Genomic DNA, 16,950 nt, shown 5'->3' with positions numbered 1-16,950 from the left:
AGATAGTGGTGCAGCCGGTTAAACCCAGCGATTCTGGAATTGCTCGACGATGTAAGCATGGCGATCGGCCCCCGCTGCCACCAGCAACCCGTGCGTGACTTCCCGGCGATTATAGAGGATGGGATCGCCCGAAAGCTCGGTCATCCTACCATTCGCTTCGTGCACGATCAAATCTGCGGCGGCCAGATCCCAGTCCCGGCTCTGCCCCCCAGCAAACGCCGCATCCAGCCGGCCATTGGCGATCCAGCACAAACGCAGCGCCAGTGAGCCGATGCGCGGATAAAGCGTGATATCCTGTCTGGGATGGACCATCCGCTCGACCAGAGGCTTCGGGCCCGCCACGCGCGAAAAGTCCATTGCGGAACCGGTCGTGGCCCGAACCGGAACGCCATTGCAGGTGGTGCCCTGCCCGCGGATCGCCAGAAAAAATTCATCTGTGGATGGCGCGAATACCGCGGCCATCACCGGCCGGGCGTCCTCGACCAGCGCGACACAGACACACCAGTCCTCGCGACCGGCGAGATAGCTGCGGGTGCCGTCGATGGGATCGATGATCCAGGTCAGGCGCTTGCCGAGACGAGACTCGTCATCGGCGCTCTCCTCCGAGAGCCAGCCATAATCGGGCGTCGCGGCGCGAAGCCGCTTCTCGATCAGATCGTTGACGGCGATATCCGCTTCGGAAACGGGAGAGGATTCACCCTTGGTCCATTTCCTGAGTTCTGTACCGAACATTGCGAGGCCGAGCTCGCCGGCCGCCCGCACGGTGTCCGCCATCAGGGCAACATCGTGCGCGAGCCGTTTGTCGGTGTCGAGATCAGCGTCCGGCAATCGTCAGCCCCTCGACGCGCACGGTCGGCGCGTTGACGCCGTATTTGAAAGTGAGGTCGTTCGCAGGCGTCATCGACTTGAATATCTCGAACAGATGACCGGCGATAGTGATCTCGCTGACGGCGTAGGTCAGCTTGCCGTTCTCGATCCAGAATCCGCCGGCGCCGCGGCTGTAGTCGCCGGTCACGCCATTGACGCCCGAGCCGATCAGATCGGTGACGTAAAAACCTTCCTTGATATCGGCGATCAGGTCTTCGGGGCTCACGTCGCCCGCTTCCATATGCAGGTTATACGCTCCGGGCGATGGTGACGACGACACGCCACGATGCGCGTGGCCTGTCGTGGTCATGCCGAGTTCGCGCGCGGTCGCGCAATCCAGCAGCCAGGTGGTCAGTACACCGCCATCAATGATGGCCTGCTGCTTCGTCGCAACGCCTTCGGCATCGAAGGACTGCGAGCGCAACCCGCGCACGCGCAGGGGATCGTCAATGATGCGGATATTGCTGCTGAACAGCTGCTTGCCGAGACTGTCCTTGAGGAACGTCGTCTTGCGCGCGACGGACGCGCCATTGGCGGCACCGATGACATGACCGACCAGCGAGTTCGAGACGCGCGGATCGTAGACCACCGGCACCTTGCAGGTCGGTACCTTGCGCGGATTGGCACGCGCCACCGTGCGCTCGCCTGCGAGCTTGCCAACGCTGGCTGACGACTCCAGATCGGACGCATGCAGCGCCGAGGTGAAGGCGTAGTCGCGCTCCATCTTGGTGCCATCGCCGACGATCGCGGTCATCGACACGCCGTGGCTCGATCGCAGGTAGGAGCCATGGAAGCCGGTGGATGTCACCAGCACCATGCCGCCGATGCCGGTCGAGGCCGATGCACCGCCGGACTTGGTCACGCCTTTCACCGCCAGCGCCGCCGCTTCGGCTTCCACTGCGCGGCGTTCGAGTTCGCTCACGGATGGCACGACAGGATCGAGCAGATCGAGGTTCGCAAAATCGCGGGCGAGCAAGGCGGGATCGGCGAGCCCGACATACTGATCGTCCGGTGCCACGCGCGCCATCGCGACAGCACGCTCGGCCAGTTGCGCGACATTATCGCCGGACATGTCATTGGTGGAGATCACCGCCTGACGTCGGCCAACGAACACGCGCAATCCCATATCGTCGCCTTCCGAACGCTCGGAAGCTTCGACCTTGCCGTCACGCACTTCGACGCCATGCGATACGCCGCGCACCGCGACCGCATCCGCGGCATCCGCGCCGGCCTTCTTCGCGGCTTCGACGAGACGCTGCGCCAGCGTGGAGAGTACGGACTGATCGAGCAGATCGGAATTGTCGGATTTCGTGGAGGCAGACGACGATGCGTTTGGTGAAGAATTCACGAACAAAATCCCAACATTGAGAGACGATTTCAACAGGTCCGAAGTGGCGATGGCCGCTGTTAGAGATGTGCCTATTTCGCAGGGACTTCAAGCATTTGCCGCGCCGAAAAGGAAAGAATTTCAGGGCTTTCGCAAGGACTCGTCAATCATGCCTGCCAAGCTTCTGTCAATCATGAGGGGCAGTCGGATTCGATTAACCAGCCTTTTTAAGCCGATTCCGAACCGGCTCTGGCAAGGTCTCCCCATCGACCGAAAGCATAATTTCGGCGGGGAGATAAAAAGCCGTGAGGCATCAAACAGCGACAGGTGGGGCCCATGCCCCGGGATCGAGCAGCGCATTGCGGCTCGATCCCCATTCACTTCCGGTTCGTTTCGAGGCGCATGATACCCGCGCCGACGGAGCGATCCGCCATATCGAACTGCATCGTACCCGGGTCGTCCTGCATCGCGCCGTCAGCGGCATGCGCATGGCGATCAATGTGCGCGTCAGCGATTTTCTCGGCGTCACCCTGCGCGGTCTCGACGAGGGCAAGATGCTGATGCTCGCGCATCGCGATCCCTCATTGTCGGTGCCGCTGCTGGTCAGTTCGGATCGCGAGGAAATCGACATGGCCTGGCAGATGTGGAGCGAGATTTTCGCACTTCCGCAATTGCCCGAAGAAAAGACTTACGAACCGTCGCAGCGCCGCCGTCGCCGCAATGCGATTCGCGAACGTCGCCCGAAATTTCTTGTGCGTCGTCGTCCGGGCGCGTTGCTCGGCGAAGCCGGCAGCTACAAGGGTGAACGCGAGATCATCGCGCGACACTAAGAAGACAGGCAGGAGCCTCCTGCCGTCTTACTCTCCCGGCAGTCGCAACACCTTGACCGGATTCATCATCCGGTCGGGATCGAGTGCGAGTTTCACGCGCCGCATCAGATCGAGCTCGACTTCCGACGTGTAGAGCGGAAGCCGGTCGATATGCATGCGGCCGATGCCGTGCTCGGCGCTGATACTGCCGCCACAGGCGACGCTTTCCTGATGCACGATGGTGTTGGCCTCGTGCGCCGCAGCCTCGCGGACCTGCGCGTCGCCGATATCGTAGGGAAACACGACGATCACATGCACATTGCCATCGCCGACATGCCCGCAATGCGCGACCTGCGCATTCGGCAGTTCGCGCTGCAGCCGACGCGTGATGCGGTCGATGAATTCCGGCAGCGCCGAGATCGGCACCGACGTATCGTTCGACACGGTGAAGCCTTCACGCTTGTTGGATTCCGAAATCGTGTGGCGCAGGTTCCATATCCGGTCGGCCTTGGCCTGATCGGTGGCGATCACCGCATCGCCGATGAGCCCTTCCTCCATCGCTGCTGCCAGTGTGGTCTCGAGGCTTTCCACGGCATTCCAGTCCGCGGCGCTGTCCGCCAGTTCGAGCAGCACATACCACGGTGCTTCATCTGCCATCGGGCTGCCGCTCCCCGAGCCATGGCGCAAAACGATCTGCAACTGGCTCTGCGACATCAGTTCAAAGGCCTCGACACGACCGCCCGTCGTGCGCTGCAGATACTGTAAGAGCGCAATCGCCTGGCTGACCTCGTCCATCGACACCATTGCCGTCGCTGACACCATGAGCTTCGGATACAGTTTCAGCACAGCGGCAGTGACGATGCCGAGCGTGCCCTCAGCGCCGATGAAGAGCTGTTTCAGGTCGTAGCCGGTATTGTCCTTACGCAGCGCCTTGAGGCCATTCCAGATGCGACCGTCTGCCAGCACCACTTCCAGCCCGAGCACCTGCTCGCGCATATTGCCGTAACGCAGCACACCCGTGCCGCCGGCATTGGTGGAGATCAGCCCGCCGACCTCGCAACTGCCGACGCTACCGAGCAGCACGGGAAATTGCCGGTCGTGCTGGTCAGCCAGCGCACGCACATCCGCCAGAATGCAGCCGGCTTCCACCGTCACCGCATTGTTGAGCGGATCGAGATGACGCACACGGTTGAGCCGCGAGACATTGACGATCAGACAGTCCAGTCCATCCGGCGCAATGGCACCGCCGGTGAGCCCGGTATTGCCGGCTTGCGGCACGACGGCCACACCGAAGCTGCGGCAGACGCCCATCAGTGCCGCAACTTCCTCCGTACTTCCCGGCAGGGCTACAGCGACAGCAGCCCCGCGATAACGGGCGCGCCAGTCTTGCTGATAGGAATCGGCATCCGCACCAGTACGCACATATTTGCCGCCAATAACTGCGGCCACGGCAGCAAGAAATGCAGCAGGATCAGCTTTCAGAGACGTCAACACGCTATCCTTCCGCAGAGCTACTCCGCCTTCAGACCGGCGGCCTGGATGATCGGGCCCCACTTCACGCCTTCGGCTTTGACCTGCGCCTCGAGCTCGGCGCCGGTCGAGCCCACCGGATCGCCGCTCAGCTCACGCAACTGCTTCGCCACGTCCGGATCCGCCACGGCCTTGCGGAACTCTGAACTCAACCGTTCTGCAAGCGCCGGCGCCATGCCGGGTGGGCCGAACACCGCGTTCCAGGTATAGGTCTCGCAATCAGGCAGGCCGGACTCGGCAACGGTCGGGATATCAGGGAAGGACGGCGACCGCTTCTTGGTCGTAACGGCCAGCGTGCGGATCGAGCCCGCTTTGATGAACGGCGCCGCGCCGCTCAGCACGTCGAACAGAACCGGGATTTGTCCGCCCATCAGGTCGTTCATCGCCGGCGCACCGCCGCGATAGGGCACGTGCTCCATCTTCACGCCCGCCTGCACCTTGAATAACTCACCGGAGAGATTGGGCGGTGTTCCCACGCCGGACGACCCGTAACTATATTTGGTCGGATCGGCCTTGAGCAGCGCGATGAGTTCGCCGACGGTGGTCGCCTTCACCTGCTTGGACACCATCAGCACGTTGGGCACCGTGACCAGCATCGAAATCGCCGTGAAATCCTTGACCGGATCGTAAGGCGGCACCTTCGCCATCAGAGGATTGATCGTGTGAGTGGAGATCGTGCCCATCAACAATGTCAGCCCGTCGGGCTTGGCGCGCGCGACCCGCGTGGCACCAACCACACCGCCTGCGCCGCCGACATTTTCGATGAGGATGGTCTGCCCGAGTTGATCGGAGACCTTCTTGGCGACATGCCGACTGACGATGTCGGTGGCCCCACCGGCTGCGAAAGGCACGACCAGCGTAATCGGGCTTTTCGGCAGGTCTGCCTGCGCCCAGGCATTCGTGCCCGGAATCATCATGCTGGACGCCGCAACGGCTGCCGAGCGGCAGAACGTGCGGCGCGTGATCTTGCTCGCCATTGTTTCCCTACCCTTGATGATTTTTGTTTCCCACACTGGTTTTCCAGCATTGGGTCTTCCAGCGATCGTCAGAAGGGCGCCGCATCTACTTTGATGGGCGCCCTTCCGTTGGTTCAGAGCGGCGCGTGTCCGAGCGCTGCGCGGAATCGGTTCTTCACATAGACGCCGTCGCGCGGCGGCAGCACGCGGGGCGGATTTTCCGCTTTCACCTTGATGGCCGCAAGTTTGACGCCATCGCGCGACGACAGCCGACCGCGCAGATCCTCCACACCGGCCATGTCGCGGATCGCGCGCGTCCAGCCGAAGCCGCAGGCTTGCGCCACGCGATCGAGATTGACGCCGAGCCCGGCATGGCTCACCTGCATGCCGGTCTCACCGAAATGCCCGTTGTCGAGAATGGCAATCGTCAGATTGGCAGGTTTACGCGTGGCGATGGTCGCGAGTCCGCCCATGCCCATCAGCATCTCGCCGTCGCCGGTGATGACCAGCACCGAATGGTCGGGCTTCGCCGTGGCCAGCCCGAGCCCGACCATGGCGGCGCTGCCCATGGCCGCCCAGAGATAGTAGTTGTTGTCGTGGTCGCCGGCAGCCATCACGTCATAAGACGGTGAGCCGAGGCCGGTGACCACGAGCAGATCCTTGCGGCCGGCCAGCAGCTTCTGCACGACCTCGCGGCGATCGAGCGCGCCAGTTTCGTTTACTTGACCCACTGCTTCTCTCCGATCAAACGCTGCCCCAGGAGCAATGCGCAGGCCGCATCGCCATTGAATGCCATCGACGCGGCACCATGCAACAGCGGTGCTACATCCTGCGGCTCATCGGCGCGCCAGGTCAGCACGCCCATCAGGTTGAGCGCCTTCTCCGTCGCCTGCCCCATCGGGTTCTGCCACGCATTGAACTCCGCCCAGTCGCCGCGCATGGTCACGACCATCAGCAGAGGAAAGCGCGTGCAAGCCTGCAGTGCCAGCGTATTGATGCAGTTGCCGACGCCGCTCGACTGCATCAGCAGCGCACCGCGCTCGCCGCCGAGCCAGGCACCCGCGAGATAGCCGATGCCTTCCTCCTCGGTGGTCAGCACCACGGAATTGATCGCATTGTCTTCGTCGGCGAGACGGATCGCCGTGGAGTGGCCGGCATCGGGCACATAGACGATGTGCTTGACGTCGGCCTCCTTCAGGATGCGGAACACATCGTGCCGCCAATCCACCTGTGAACCGGGCGTGGGCCCTGCATCTGACATTCCAGTCTCCGTTGCTTGCAGCATAGCGCTGACTCACGCTTAGCCCAAAGCAGACGGCCCGACGCATACCGATTTGCTCGAAGAGATATGCCGAGATTTGATCTCTGGCGTTGCAGCACTCGACAGCGCGCGCATGGTGCGACGCAGCTACGTCTTCCTGGGATCGATCATGTGACCGACCCAGATATTCCGGGCCACGAGATCGGCCGCGATCTCCGTGAACGTATCGCCGACAAAGCGCGCCGCCGCACTGACCGAACGGTCCGCCGGATAGGCCAGCACCAGCTTGCGCGCCGGCGTGGGATCGACCAGCGGCGCCGCACAGAGCACGCCGCTCTCGACCAGCGCATGGATCGGCGCGAGTGGCAAAGCCGTTGAGCCGACACCGTTGCGCACAAGATCGATCATCGCGCCGAATGAATCCGCCTCGACGCTGCCACGCAACTGGATGCCCGCCTGCCGCGCGCATTCCTCCATGATCCCGCGCAAGCCATGGCGAAGGCTCGGCAGAACCAGTTCTTCATGGGCCAGCGCCGCGAACGGAACGGGCCGATCCATGCGCAATCCCTTGCTGCCGGCGCTGACGAACAGCAGGTTCTCCATCATCACCGGCACGATGCGCAGTGAACGCAGCGGCTGCGGATCGTAGGACACGGCGAGTTCGAGTTCGCCGCGCTGCAGCCAGTCGAGCAAATGGCCGGTGAAAGCCGATGACAGCCGGATCGAGAGCTGCGGATGCACTTCCTTGATCTTCTTCACCAGGGGAACGGTGACGATCTCGGCCACGGTCGGCGTCGTGCCGATGGAGACGAGGCCCTTGAACGAGGCGCTCTCCTCGGAGGTGACATTGCGAATGGCATCGAGCTCGGTCATCACGCGGGTGGCGTGGTTGAGAACTTCGCGGCCGATCTCCGTGATAACCATGCCGCGCCCGTGCCGCTCGAACAGCGCGGCGCCAAGTTCCTTTTCAAGTAATCTGATCTGCCGGCTCAAGGCCGGCTGCGCGATGCGAAGGCGATCGGCGGCCTTGCTCAGGCTTCCCAGTTCGGCCACGTGGATGAGTGTCTTGAGCTGCGCGACGTCCATCTCTGTGGTCCACCAGTGCTTAGGAAGGCGCGATTACGCCGCCCGCATGATGGCATCCACAAGCAATCCTACAAACAGCAGCAGCCCCGCATCGCGGTTGGACTTGAACAGCCGCAGGCATAATGCGGAGTCGCTGATATCGATGCGGGTGATCTGCCAAGCCAAGTGCGCCGCGAACGCCGCGAGGCCGAGCCATGCCGGCCAGCGCGCGCCAGCCAGTGCTAGCGCCGCGCCGATCAGCAACACGGCAAGCCCGTAGAACAGCGTCAGCGCGGCCTGCGTGCGTTCCCCAAACAGCAGCGCGGTCGACTTCACGCCGATCAGCGCGTCGTCCTCGGTGTCCTGATGAGCGTAGAGCGTGTCATAGGCGATCACCCAGCAGATCGAACCCGCGTACAAAGCCAAAGCCGTCGCATCGATGCGGCCGAACACGACGGCGAAGCCCATCAGCGCGCCCCACGAGAAAGCAAGACCCAGCACGCTCTGCGGCCAATAGGTGATGCGCTTCATGAAAGGATAGGCGGCAACGATGCCAAGCGAGGCAATGCCGGTGGCGATGGCGAAACTGTTGAACTGCAGCAACACCACAAGGCCGATGAGGGCCTGCAGCACCAGAAATGCAAAAGCCTGTTTCGCCGTGACCTGCCCGGCCGGGATCGGCCGCGAGCGTGTGCGTTCCACCTTGGCGTCGAGGTCGCGATCGGTGATGTCGTTCCAGGTGCAGCCGGCACCGCGCATGACGAAGGCGCCGATGAAGAACAGCGCGATCATCTTCGGCAGTTGATGGATATCGTGCGCCATGCCGGAGGCGAGCGCCGCCGACCACCAGCACGGCATCAGCAGCAACCATGAGCCGATCGGACGGTCGAAGCGCGACAGCCGCAGATAGGGCCGCGACCACAACGGCGCCGAGCGATCGACCCAGTTGCCGGTCGCATCCGCAACGCGGGCGGCCGCGTCGCTCATTGGAACAGAATGATCTGCGACCCGATCATCGGGTGAGCACGTTGCCGTTCAGCGTATCGAAGGTGGTGCCGCCGCTCTTGCGCGCATTGTTCGCTTCCGGCAGCGATGCCGAGGAGCCCAGCACGTCGCTTAGGCGCGGCGCTGCCACCGGGCCGCCACCACCGCCACCCCGTTGCTGCTGCGCAACGCTGCAGACTTTCTGCCGCATGCCTTCGGTGTTCTTGTGGCCGGTCTTCATCTGTTCGCCGACATTGGGCGGAATGCCGCACTTCTGCGCATTCGCCTCGATGTATTTGATCATCTTGACTTCGGTCTGCGAGAAAGAGGTGATCAGCTTGCAGGCCTCGTCCGGAGGCGCGCGACGTTCGCTCGCAGCCTTGATGGCAGCGCCCTTCTTTTCGGCGTCCTGACGCAGGGGCAGAAAGCCCTTCATGCAATCTTCGCCGCCGGGCGGGCCCGCCTGCTGCTGCGGAGGAGCGCCGAAGCCGCCACCACCGATCGGCGCAGCGCCATTGGAGGGAAACGCGCTGGGCGCAGCCGCTGCACCATTGACCGGCGGAAATGGCGATGCGCTGGCAGGCGCACCGTTCACCGGCGGGAATGGCGACGAACTCGCAGGCGCAGCCGAGCTATTGCCCGGCAGCGGCGCGGGAAACGCGCCCTGGGCGTGAACTTCGACAGCCTGCATGGCGAACACGGCCATGGACAGCGGCACAATCAAACGACGGATGATCACAGATATTCCTCCGGCAGCTCAGTGCCCCGATTGATCGGGGGCGAAGCCCATCCTGATTCAGGACTTTCTACGATTCCTGCCAAGCCTTAACAACCCACCAACAGCACGCGGATTCGGGCGGCAGCACGGCGCAAAGCCGCGTTCTCGCATGATAATTCGTCGCAGTTGGGCTAAAGCTCGCCCTCTGAATGGAACATGAACGATGCCGCAAGCCGATTTCCGCAGTCCCCGCCTGTTTGTCGATGCGCCTTTTGCAGCCGACGCAACCATTTCGCTCGACCGCAACCAGAGCAATTACCTCGGCAATGTGCTGCGGCTGGGCTCCGGCGCCTCGGTGCTGGTGTTCAACGGCAAGGACGGCGAATGGCAGGCCGCCATTTCCGGCGGCAAGCGGGCAGACCGCCTGACCCTGCTGACCCAGGTCCGGCCGCAGGACCACCTGCCCAACGTGACCTACGTATTCGCCCCGCTGAAACACGCCCGGCTCGATTACATGGTGCAGAAGGCCATCGAGATGGGCGCGGCGGCGCTGCAGCCGGTGATGACGCGCTTTACCCAGGCCAGCCGGGTCAATACCGAGCGGATGCGCGCCAATGTGGTCGAGGCCGCCGAACAATGCGGAATTCTGAGCGTGGCCGCTGTCGCCGAACCGCTGAACCTGCCCAAATATCTCGACCAGCGGGATGCCAAACGGCTGCTGATCTTCTGCGACGAGGCCGCGGAAGTGACCGATCCCATGACCGCGCTGACCGGCGCCCGGGAGGCCGCAGCGAACGGAATCGACGTCTTGATCGGCCCGGAGGGCGGCTTTGCCGAGGAAGAACGGGCCCTTCTGCTGAAACAGGTCAATATTCTCCGGCTGGCGCTGGGCCCGCGGATCATGCGGGCCGATACGGCGGCCGTGGCGGCACTGGCGCTGGTGCAAACGGGACTTGGTGACTGGAATGGTAACCAAGTAGGCAAATAAGGCGCTGCCATGACCCGACATTAAGGCCGCCGGGCGATGGTGGTCGAAACGTCGCAACCGCCATGCTATGGGCTGCGCCAACGACCACTCTGTTGAGATTGCTGGACTTCGAGATGACCAAACCCGCCGCCCCTCGCGCGACCGGATCCGCCGCCTGGGCGGATGCGCTGCTGTTGTCGTTTGCCGAGGCCGGCTACGCCCATGCCGAGCCGGCGATCCTGCAGCCGGCCGATCCGTTCCTCGATATGTCCGGCGAAGACATCCGCAAGAGCCTGTATCTGACGACCGACGCGTCGGGCGAAGAGCTATGCCTGCGGCCGGATCTCACGATCCCGGTGGCGCGCGATTATCTCGCCTCACCTCAGGCCGGCCAGCCTGCGGGCTTCAGCTATCTCGGCCCGGTGTTCCGCTATCGGCAGGGCACGCCCAGCGAATTCCAGCAGGCCGGCATCGAATCCTTCGGCCGTCAGGATCGCGCCGCCGCCGATGCCGAAATGCTGGCGCTCGGCCTGGAGGCAACGGCCGCCTTTGGCCTCAGCGATATCGAAATCCGCACCGGCGACGTCGCGCTGTTCGCGGCGCTGATCGAGGCGCTCGACCTCTATCCGGTATGGAAGCGCCGGCTGATGAAGGATTTCAACCGCAAGATCAGCCTGACCCACGACCTCGACCGGCTCACCCTCGCCGAGTCGCCGGTGCGTAACGAATATGAAGGCGTACTCGCCGCGCTGGCAGGCTCCGACCGCAAGGCAGCGCTGGCACTGGTCACCGACCTGATGTCGATCGCCGGTGCCACCAATGTCGGCGGCCGTTCGGTGGCAGAAATCGCCGATCGCTTCCTCGAACAGTCGACGCTGAAAGGCGGCGCACTGCCGCGCGATGCGCTGGTGCTGATCAAGCGCTTCCTCGCGATATCAGGCGATCCCGACGATGCCCTGCAGCAACTGCGCAAGCTCGCCTCCGATGCCAAACTCAACATCACGGCCGCCATCGACGAATTTGAAAGCCGCATCGGCTTCATGGCGGCGCGTGGTATCGATACCACCAGGACGCGTTTCTCGACGTCATTCGGCCGCGGCGTCGACTACTACACCGGCTTCGAATTCGAGCTGCACCGCAAGGGCAATGGCACCGAGCCACTGGTAGCCGGCGGCCGGTATGACGGACTGCTGACGCAGCTCGGCTCCGCTACGCCGATCCCTGCGGTCGGCTTCTCGATCTGGATCGAAGCCCTCACTCAGAACGCGTCCTCGGCGCTGGTTTCCGGGAGCGCGTCATGACCACACCATTCGTCCTTGCCGTTCCGTCCAAGGGACGCCTGCAGGAAAACGCCGAAGCCTTCTTCACCCGTGCCGGCCTGACGCTGGCGAAGCCGGGCGGCGTGCGCGATTATCGCGGCACCATTGCCGGCTTCGACAATGTCGAAATCGCCTATCTCTCGGCCAGCGAGATCGCCTCGAACCTGGCGCGCGGCGCCGTGCATCTCGGCATCACCGGCGAAGACCTGCTACGCGAAAGCATCCCGGACGCCGACAAGAAAGTCGCTTTGATCGATGGCCTGGGCTTCGGCAGCGCCAATGTGGTCGTTGCCGTGCCTCAGGCCTGGATCGACGTCCGCACCATGGCCGATCTCGATGACGTCACCACCGGCTTCCGCGCGCAGCACAATCGCCGCATGCGCGTCGCCACGAAATATATCAACCTGACACGCAACTTCTTCGCGTCGCATGGCGTGGTCGACTATCGCATCGTCGAAAGCGCCGGCGCCACCGAAGGCGCGCCCGCCACAGGCACTGCCGAGCTGATCGTCGACATCACCACCACCGGCACAACCCTCGCCGCCAACGGCCTCAAGGTACTCGATGACGGCGTCATCCTGCGCAGCCAGGCCAATCTCGTCGCCTCGCGCGCCGCCGACTGGTCGCCGCAGTCGCTGGAAACCGCGCGCATCATTCTCGACCACATTGCCGCGCGCGCCCGCGCCAGCAAATACAAGGAAGTGCGCACCCGCTTCGCCGGCTGCAATCAGGCGCTGCTGACCGAGGCCCACAACCGCTTCGGCGTGGTATCGCCGTTCGGCGGCCCGACCTCGTCGGGCATGATCACGCTGCACTGCCCGCCGGCGCAGCTTTACGCGCTGAGCAGCTTCCTGCGTGCGAACGGCGCAGATACCGTCTCGGTCGCCTCGCTCGACTATGTGATGGATCGCGAGAATCCGCTGTTCGCCAAACTTGAGGCGTTCTTGCGGCAGTAACGCGCAGCGCGGCGTTTCGCCTTGCTGGCGAACGTACGGGCTGATTACCATATGATTCATGGGCATATTCTGGATGTTGGATTCTAGTCGATGATGCTGGGCAGCGACGTATCGAGCCTGTCGACCGATGCCGCGACCTCCGCGGCACAAGGCCTGTCGATCGTGGTGCCTGTCTACAATGAGGCACCCGGCCTTGCCTTGTTTCATGAGCGGCTGGCGACGCTTGCGACTACCCTGAAAGAACGCCACGGCCTCGCCTGCGAAGTCGTCTATGTCGATGACGGCAGCGCCGACGGTACGCTGGCGATCGCGCAGTCGCTGCCGGCGAGCACGCTCGATGTCCAGGTCGTGTCGCTGTCGCGCAATTTCGGCAAGGAAGCCGCGTTGATGGCGGGCATCGACCACTTCACCAAGGGCGCAGTTCTGTTCATGGACGGCGACGGCCAGCATCCGCCGGCACTTGTCGAACAGCTGGTACGGCACTGGATCGTCGAAGGCTATGACGTCGTCTATACCGCCAAGGCGCATCGCGACAACGAGTCCTTCCTGCGCCGCCAGGCGGTGCGCGGCTTCTACGCGCTGATCAACTGGGGCGCGCGGCAGAAGATCCCGGAAGACGCCGGCGATTTCCGTTTGCTGTCGCCGCGCGCGGCAGCGGCGCTGCGCCAGCTGCCGGAGCGCAACCGGTTCTTCAAGGGACTGGCCACCTGGATCGGTTTCCGCCAGCTCCGCGTCGACTACGAGCCGGCGGCGCGCGAGCACGGCGTCACATCATTCAATCCGAAGCAGTTGATCGGCCTGTCGATCGAAGGACTGACCTCGTTCTCGGTCGCGCCTTTGCGTCTCGCCAGCCTGCTCGGACTATTGCTCGCCTTCGGCGCATTCCTGTTCGGCCTGTCGATCCTGTGGGAGACATGGGTGTCGGGCAAATCGGTGCCCGGCTATCCATCGCTGGTGGTCGGCCTGATGACCATCGGCGGTGTGCAACTGCTGATGATCGGCGTGCTCGGCGAATATATCGGCAAGATCCTGTCCGAACTGAAGGCGCGGCCGATCTATTTCGTCGCCGAGCACAGCGTGAAGCGTAACGCGACCGATAGCACGGTACAAACCACCGACCGGACCGCCGCCGAATGACCGGCGCAGCCCTGCGCCGCATCACACTCTGCGCCGACGATTACGGCATCAGCCCCGGCGTCAATCAGGGCATCCGCGAACTCATTGCGCTTGGACGCCTCAACGCCACATCCGTGATGGTGGTCGGCCCCGCGATTTCGCGCGATGACGTGAGTGCGTTGCAGGACGCCGTCGCCAAGAATCCGAACTGCGAGATCGGGCTACACGCGACGCTGACCGCGCCGTTTCATCCACTGACGATGCACTACCGGCCGCTGCTCGACGAGCTGTTCCTGCCGCTTGGCAAGATGCTGCGCTTCAGCCTGTTGCGAAAACTCGATCGCGAGGCGATCGAAACCGAGCTGACTACGCAGATCGCGAAGTTTGTGGCCCTGTTCGGGCGCGCCCCCGACTATGTCGACGGGCACCAGCACGTACAGACCTTCCCGCAGGTGCGCGATGCGCTCCTCGCTGCGGTGAGGAAAAATGCGCCGACGGCCTGGGTCCGCCAATCCGGCCGTGTGCTGCCGTTAGGCCAACGCCTCGATAATCCGAAGGCGCTGCTGCTCGACACGCTCAGCGCCACGTTCCGCCGACGTGCGACGCGCGCCGGCGTGACGTTCAATCCGGGATTTGCCGGCGCCTATGACTTCACCAAGCATGCCGACTTCGGCACGCTCATGGCCGGTTTCCTCAACGACCTTCCGGATGGCGGACTCGTGATGTGCCACCCGGGTCATGTCGATGAGATCCTGATCGACCTCGACCCGTTCACCGACCAGCGCGAGCGCGAATATCAATATCTGGCAAGCGATGCCTTCGTGCAGTTGCTGGCGACAAACAACGTCACGCTGGCGCGCTAGTCGGCAAACTGTCCACTCGCCTTGATGATCGGCGCCCAGCGATCGACCTCGCTGTCGAGCTGCTTCTTCAATGCCTGCGGCGTCGCCTGATCCTGCGGCACCGGATCGGTGTTGATGTCGTTGAAGCGCTTGATCAGTTCGGGATCGCGCAACGAATCCTGCAGCACCTTCGCCAGTTTCTGCACGATATCGTCAGGAGTTCCCTTTGGCGCGTAGATGCCATGCCAGGCGCCCGCCTCAAAACCCTTCAGGCCGGCTTCATCCGCGGTGGGCAGGTCCGGCATGGACGACAAACGCGTCTTCGTCGTGATCGCGTAGCTCTTCACAAGTTTCGCCGCGATCGGGCCGGTGGTGTTGGTGGTCTGGTCACAAGTGAGATCGATCTGGCCGGCGATCAGATCGTTCATCACCGGGCCGTTGCCCTTGTAGGGCACCGACAGGATCTGCTTGTCGATGGCATTCATGAACATCAGGCCACAGAGCTGCGAGGCGGCGCCGAGGCCGGCATTGCCGAATGTCATCTTGTCGCCGTTGGCCTTGATATAGGTGATCAGCTCGGCGAGCGTGTTCGGCGGCAGGTTCGGCCTGGAGATGATGGTCATCGGCGCATTGGTGACGAGGCCGATCGGCGCGAAGGCGGTCTTGGTATCGTAAGGCAGTTTGCGATACAGCGTCGCAGCCGTAGAAATTCCGATGTGATGGATCAGGATCGTGTAGCCGTCCGGCTCGGCGCGAGCCGCGCGTGCGGCGGCAATGGTGCCGCCGGCGCCTGTGGCATTTTCAATGATGATGGTCTGGCCGAGGATCTTCGACATTGTCGCAGCGGTGACGCGCGCAACGGTGTCGGTGGCACCGCCGGCCGCGAACGGCACCAGCATGGTGATCGGCCTGTTGGGATAGCCCTGTGCGAAGGCAGCGGAGCTTGCCAGCGTAATCGCAAACGCAAGTGTAGCTGTGACTTTCATGAGATCCTCCCTGAATATTGTTTTGATTATTGAAATCGAACGCCCCGGTGAGACCGGGGCGTTCGGAAATCGCGTCAGACGTTCGAACTATGGATCGCGTCTACCACGGCGTCGGTCACTTCTTTCGTCGTGGCCTTGCCGCCGACATCGGGCGTGATAATGCCGGCCTCGCAGACCTTTTCCACCGCACGCATCAACCGCGCCGATGCATCCGGCTCACCAAGATGATCGAGCATCTGCGCAGCGGTCCAGAAACTGGCGACAGGATTGGCGATGCCCTTGCCGGTGATGTCGAAGGCCGAGCCGTGGATCGGCTCGAACATTGAGGGAAAACGGCGCTCCGGATCGATATTCGCCGTCGGCGCGACGCCGAGGCTGCCGGCCAGTGCGCCGGCGAGGTCGGAGAGAATGTCGGCGTGAAGATTGGTGGCGACGATGGTGTCGAGGCTCTGCGGCTTCAGCGTCATACGCACGGTCATGGCGTCGACCAGCATCTTGTCCCAGGTGACGTCAGGGAAGTCCTTCGACACTTCGTCAGCGATCTCGTCCCACATCACCATGCCGTGGCGCTGCGCGTTCGACTTGGTGACCACGGTGAGCAGCTTGCGCGGACGTGACTGCGCGAGCTTGAACGCGTAGCGCATGATCCTGACCACGCCGACCCGGGTGAACACCGAGACTTCGGTACCGACTTCCTCCGGCAGCCCGCGATGCACGCGGCCGCCGCAGCCGGCATATTCGCCTTCGGAATTCTCGCGCACGATCACCCAGTCGAGATCGCCAGTTTCGACACCGCGCAGTGGCGAGGTGATGCCGGGCAGGATCTTGGTCGGGCGCACATTGGCGTATTGGTCGAAGCCCTGGCAGATCGGCAGCCGCAGGCCCCACAGCGTGATGTGATCGGGCACATCGGGCGCCCCCACCGCACCGAAATAGATCGCGTCGAACTTCTTCAGCTTCGGCAGGCCATCGGCCGGCATCATCACGCCGTGCTTGCGGTAATAGGCCGAGCCCCAGTCGAACGTCTCGACATTGAAAGTCACGTCGCCGATGCGCTTTTGCAGCGCTTCCAGCACGCGTGTACCGGCGGCGATGACTTCGGGTCCGATCCCGTCGGCCGGGATGGCCGCGATGGAATATTCGCGCATGGTGAGGTCTCTGCTGGGTTGAACTGGCTCTCCCCACCCTGCAGGCGGGCAGCGCCCGGCTCAATCGAGGTTGTTTATATAAATAAATGATATAATGAC

General features: G+C 63.3%; 17 protein-coding genes. 6 read left to right on the top strand and 11 right to left on the bottom strand.

Annotated elements, in window-relative coordinates; translation table 11 throughout:
• Positions 1–18: 18 nt before the first annotated feature.
• Positions 19–828, bottom strand: coding sequence for a 3'(2'),5'-bisphosphate nucleotidase CysQ (locus tag SFY93_RS10035; RefSeq protein WP_320446972.1), 810 nt, complete (start codon positions 826–828; stop codon positions 19–21).
• On the bottom strand, positions 815–2,215 hold the full coding sequence (locus SFY93_RS10030) for a TldD/PmbA family protein (protein WP_320446971.1): 1,401 nt from the start codon (positions 2,213–2,215) through the stop codon (positions 815–817). Before SFY93_RS10030 ends, SFY93_RS10035 begins: the two co-directional genes overlap by 14 nt.
• Positions 2,216–2,499: 284 nt before the next feature.
• Here SFY93_RS10030 and SFY93_RS10025 point away from each other — a divergent pair, with 284 nt between their 5' ends.
• The gene (locus SFY93_RS10025) at positions 2,500–3,024 is read left to right on the top strand and encodes a DUF6101 family protein (protein WP_320446970.1); all 525 of its coding nucleotides are present in this window, start codon (positions 2,500–2,502) and stop codon (positions 3,022–3,024) included.
• 27 nt (positions 3,025–3,051) lie between these two features.
• Here SFY93_RS10025 and SFY93_RS10020 read toward each other — a convergent pair whose 3' ends face one another.
• The 7 genes from SFY93_RS10020 to SFY93_RS09990 all read right to left on the bottom strand — a co-directional run bounded on the left by SFY93_RS10020 (position 3,052) and on the right by SFY93_RS09990 (position 9,538).
• Positions 3,052–4,494, bottom strand: coding sequence for an FAD-binding oxidoreductase (locus SFY93_RS10020; protein WP_320446969.1), 1,443 nt, complete (start codon positions 4,492–4,494; stop codon positions 3,052–3,054).
• 20 nt (positions 4,495–4,514) lie between these two features.
• Complete coding sequence (locus SFY93_RS10015) at positions 4,515–5,510, bottom strand: Bug family tripartite tricarboxylate transporter substrate binding protein (protein ID WP_320446968.1); 996 nt, start codon at positions 5,508–5,510, stop codon at positions 4,515–4,517.
• 113 nt (positions 5,511–5,623) lie between these two features.
• Entirely contained in the window at positions 5,624–6,220 is a 597-nt protein-coding gene (locus SFY93_RS10010) for a thiamine pyrophosphate-dependent enzyme (protein ID WP_320446967.1), read from the bottom strand.
• Positions 6,208–6,750, bottom strand: coding sequence for a thiamine pyrophosphate-binding protein (locus SFY93_RS10005; protein WP_089261903.1), 543 nt, complete (start codon positions 6,748–6,750; stop codon positions 6,208–6,210). The genes SFY93_RS10010 and SFY93_RS10005 overlap by 13 nt, the downstream gene beginning before the upstream one ends.
• A 147-nt stretch (positions 6,751–6,897) precedes the next feature.
• Positions 6,898–7,836: a LysR substrate-binding domain-containing protein gene (locus SFY93_RS10000; RefSeq protein ID WP_089261905.1), complete on the bottom strand. Its 939-nt coding sequence runs from the start codon at positions 7,834–7,836 to the stop codon at positions 6,898–6,900.
• A 33-nt stretch (positions 7,837–7,869) separates the two neighbouring features.
• Positions 7,870–8,802, bottom strand: coding sequence for a 4-hydroxybenzoate octaprenyltransferase (gene ubiA, locus SFY93_RS09995; RefSeq protein WP_320446966.1), 933 nt, complete (start codon positions 8,800–8,802; stop codon positions 7,870–7,872).
• Between the two features lie 25 nt (positions 8,803–8,827).
• A complete protein-coding gene (locus SFY93_RS09990) occupies positions 8,828–9,538 on the bottom strand; it encodes a hypothetical protein (protein ID WP_414717097.1) in 711 nt (236 codons plus the stop codon).
• A 202-nt stretch (positions 9,539–9,740) separates the two neighbouring features.
• On the opposite strand from SFY93_RS09990, the gene SFY93_RS09985 reads away from it, so the two are divergent.
• From SFY93_RS09985 to SFY93_RS09965, 5 genes are all read left to right on the top strand, one after another.
• Positions 9,741–10,505 (top strand): 16S rRNA (uracil(1498)-N(3))-methyltransferase, encoded by a 765-nt coding sequence (locus SFY93_RS09985; protein WP_320446965.1) that lies wholly within the window; start codon positions 9,741–9,743, stop codon positions 10,503–10,505.
• Positions 10,506–10,618: 113 nt separating this feature from the next.
• Positions 10,619–11,785, top strand: coding sequence for an ATP phosphoribosyltransferase regulatory subunit (locus SFY93_RS09980; protein WP_320446964.1), 1,167 nt, complete (start codon positions 10,619–10,621; stop codon positions 11,783–11,785).
• Entirely contained in the window at positions 11,782–12,759 is a 978-nt protein-coding gene (gene hisG / locus SFY93_RS09975) for an ATP phosphoribosyltransferase (protein ID WP_320446963.1), read from the top strand. Before SFY93_RS09980 ends, hisG begins: the two co-directional genes overlap by 4 nt.
• A 90-nt stretch (positions 12,760–12,849) precedes the next feature.
• A complete protein-coding gene (locus SFY93_RS09970; RefSeq protein ID WP_320446962.1) occupies positions 12,850–13,896 on the top strand; it encodes a glycosyltransferase family 2 protein in 1,047 nt (348 codons plus the stop codon).
• Positions 13,893–14,738, top strand: coding sequence for a ChbG/HpnK family deacetylase (locus SFY93_RS09965; protein ID WP_320446961.1), 846 nt, complete (start codon positions 13,893–13,895; stop codon positions 14,736–14,738). Before SFY93_RS09970 ends, SFY93_RS09965 begins: the two co-directional genes overlap by 4 nt.
• Here SFY93_RS09965 and SFY93_RS09960 read toward each other — a convergent pair.
• Positions 14,735–15,703, bottom strand: coding sequence for a tripartite tricarboxylate transporter substrate-binding protein (locus SFY93_RS09960; RefSeq protein WP_089261917.1), 969 nt, complete (start codon positions 15,701–15,703; stop codon positions 14,735–14,737). The genes SFY93_RS09965 and SFY93_RS09960 overlap by 4 nt on opposite strands.
• Positions 15,704–15,777: 74 nt before the next feature.
• The gene (locus tag SFY93_RS09955; RefSeq protein WP_089261919.1) at positions 15,778–16,851 is read right to left on the bottom strand and encodes a tartrate dehydrogenase; all 1,074 of its coding nucleotides are present in this window, start codon (positions 16,849–16,851) and stop codon (positions 15,778–15,780) included.
• Between the last annotated feature and the right edge of the window lie 99 nt (positions 16,852–16,950).

Source organism: Tardiphaga sp. 42S5, from assembly GCF_034044155.1.
Classification (GTDB): Bacteria; Pseudomonadota; Alphaproteobacteria; order Rhizobiales; family Xanthobacteraceae; genus Tardiphaga; species Tardiphaga robiniae.
The sequence above is the reverse complement of the archived record's forward strand: the minus strand, read 5'-3'. Positions and strand labels throughout refer to the sequence as shown.

Excerpts from the sequence above, each read along its gene's own strand:
- SFY93_RS09955 (WP_089261919.1), bottom strand. The coding sequence starts at position 16,851 with ATGCGCGAATATTCCATCGCGGCCATCCCGGCCGACGGGATCGGACCC.
- SFY93_RS09960 (WP_089261917.1), bottom strand. The coding sequence starts at position 15,703 with ATGAAAGTCACAGCTACACTTGCGTTTGCGATTACGCTGGCAAGCTCC.
- SFY93_RS09970 (WP_320446962.1), top strand. The coding sequence starts at position 12,850 with ATGATGCTGGGCAGCGACGTATCGAGCCTGTCGACCGATGCCGCGACC.
- SFY93_RS09980 (WP_320446964.1), top strand. The coding sequence starts at position 10,619 with ATGACCAAACCCGCCGCCCCTCGCGCGACCGGATCCGCCGCCTGGGCG.
- hisG (WP_320446963.1), top strand. The coding sequence starts at position 11,782 with ATGACCACACCATTCGTCCTTGCCGTTCCGTCCAAGGGACGCCTGCAG.
- SFY93_RS10000 (WP_089261905.1), bottom strand. The coding sequence starts at position 7,836 with ATGGACGTCGCGCAGCTCAAGACACTCATCCACGTGGCCGAACTGGGA.
- SFY93_RS10005 (WP_089261903.1), bottom strand. The coding sequence starts at position 6,750 with ATGTCAGATGCAGGGCCCACGCCCGGTTCACAGGTGGATTGGCGGCAC.
- SFY93_RS09965 (WP_320446961.1), top strand. The coding sequence starts at position 13,893 with ATGACCGGCGCAGCCCTGCGCCGCATCACACTCTGCGCCGACGATTAC.
- SFY93_RS09985 (WP_320446965.1), top strand. The coding sequence starts at position 9,741 with ATGCCGCAAGCCGATTTCCGCAGTCCCCGCCTGTTTGTCGATGCGCCT.
- SFY93_RS10015 (WP_320446968.1), bottom strand. The coding sequence starts at position 5,510 with ATGGCGAGCAAGATCACGCGCCGCACGTTCTGCCGCTCGGCAGCCGTT.
- ubiA (WP_320446966.1), bottom strand. The coding sequence starts at position 8,802 with ATGAGCGACGCGGCCGCCCGCGTTGCGGATGCGACCGGCAACTGGGTC.